The 1,496-nt window shown below is 26.1% G+C and carries 1 protein-coding gene and 1 pseudogene; both read left to right on the top strand.

Annotated elements, in window-relative coordinates; translation table 11 throughout:
* Positions 1–1,187: pseudogene (locus tag CRU93_RS14265) on the top strand (type VI secretion system tip protein VgrG); the annotation flags it as partial.
* Positions 1,188–1,496: hypothetical protein (locus tag CRU93_RS14000; RefSeq protein WP_258238947.1), on the top strand; the 309-nt coding region annotated here is incomplete at its 3' end.

The following is a 1,496-nucleotide window of genomic DNA, read 5'->3' as shown; positions in this document are numbered from 1 at the left end:
AAGAGACAATCCAAAAAGACTCGATTATAACAGTAGGAGAAGAAGAAAGAAAGAGTATAAAAGCAAATAAAATTTTAACTGTTGAGAAAGAATCTATTACTACTGTTAAAAATGATTGTGAAAAACATATATTAGAAGATTTTATTACTATTGTAAAAGATGATTTAAAAACAATAGTAGAAAATAGTGTAATAAAACGTATAAAAGGAACCAAGACTGAATATATTGAACAAGATGTAAAGAAAAAATATTTACAAAATATGTTTTTACAAATTGGGAAAGATTATAGGTTAGATGTAATAAATTCATATCATTTAAAGTCAAATACTGTAAAATATCAGGCAAACAAGATTGAATTAGAAGCAACTAATGGAATTAGTTTAAAATGTGGAGGGAATGTACTTACAGTTGATCCCTCTGGAATATTTCTAAAAGCAGGAACTGTTGATACTACTTCATCAAATGGTGGAGTAAGTGCAAAAGATGTAGTAAAAATAGAGATACCTAAACCACTATATGAAAAAGTAAGAGTAGTTGAACTAGTTCCTACAATTACAAAACAAGATGATATAACACAAGTTTTAGAGTATGAAGCTATTGTTGAGAAGTTTTATAATGGTGTTTGGAGTAAAACTACTGATTTAACTCCTACTCAAGAAGCTCAATTACAATGGTATTTTATTAAAAACAATGATGAAGCAGACAAAGATATTTTAACAGATAATCCAACAAATGATAATATCACTATTAATGGATTAAAAATGAGTGTTACTTTAGAAGAAGAAAATATCTTTAAAGTAGGACATGCACACTGTTTTGTAAGTAATAGTGAAGAAGAAGGATATACACAAACACAACTTGCAAGATATTTAGAAGTTGAAGATATAGTTAGTTCTCATGTATCACAAGAAGAAGGTGAATGTATAGCTGTATTAAATGTAGAAGAACCAAGGCAAGAAGAGTTAGCACAAATTAGATGGCAAATTGAAGATAAACAAAGAGAAATTTATAATGGGAAAGAGACAATAATTCATAATCTAAAAGAAGAAAAAGTTTATGAAATTAACTTCTTAGCATATATTGATGGGAAAATTCAAGATGGTGCTAATACAAGGCTTACATATGATAATAATGAAGAACAAAAAGTAAAAAATAATACAACAGTGAATAATAAACAGGAATCATAAATGAAATTAATAATAAAACTGATAATACTAATAACCTTATCTATAATAATACTAAATGCCCAAGAAGTAGAATTAAAAAAAAGTGAATATGATATAAATAAATGTATAAAAATAAAATATACAAAAGAAGATATAAAAAAGTATAAAAAACTAATACAAGAGGGTGAAATACAAGGATATAGTTGTGCAGGTATATATTATATGCGACAAGGTAATTTTAAAGAAGCAATAAATTACTTTAATAAAGGAAAAGAAAAAGGAAGTATAGAAGCATACGCACAATTAGGAAGTCTATATTTAAGTTTTTTA

This window comes from Arcobacter sp. CECT 8985, from assembly GCF_004116495.1.
GTDB lineage: Bacteria > Campylobacterota > Campylobacteria > Campylobacterales > Arcobacteraceae > Malaciobacter.
Note: the sequence above shows the minus strand (reverse complement) of the source record. Positions and strands in the feature narration are given on the sequence as shown.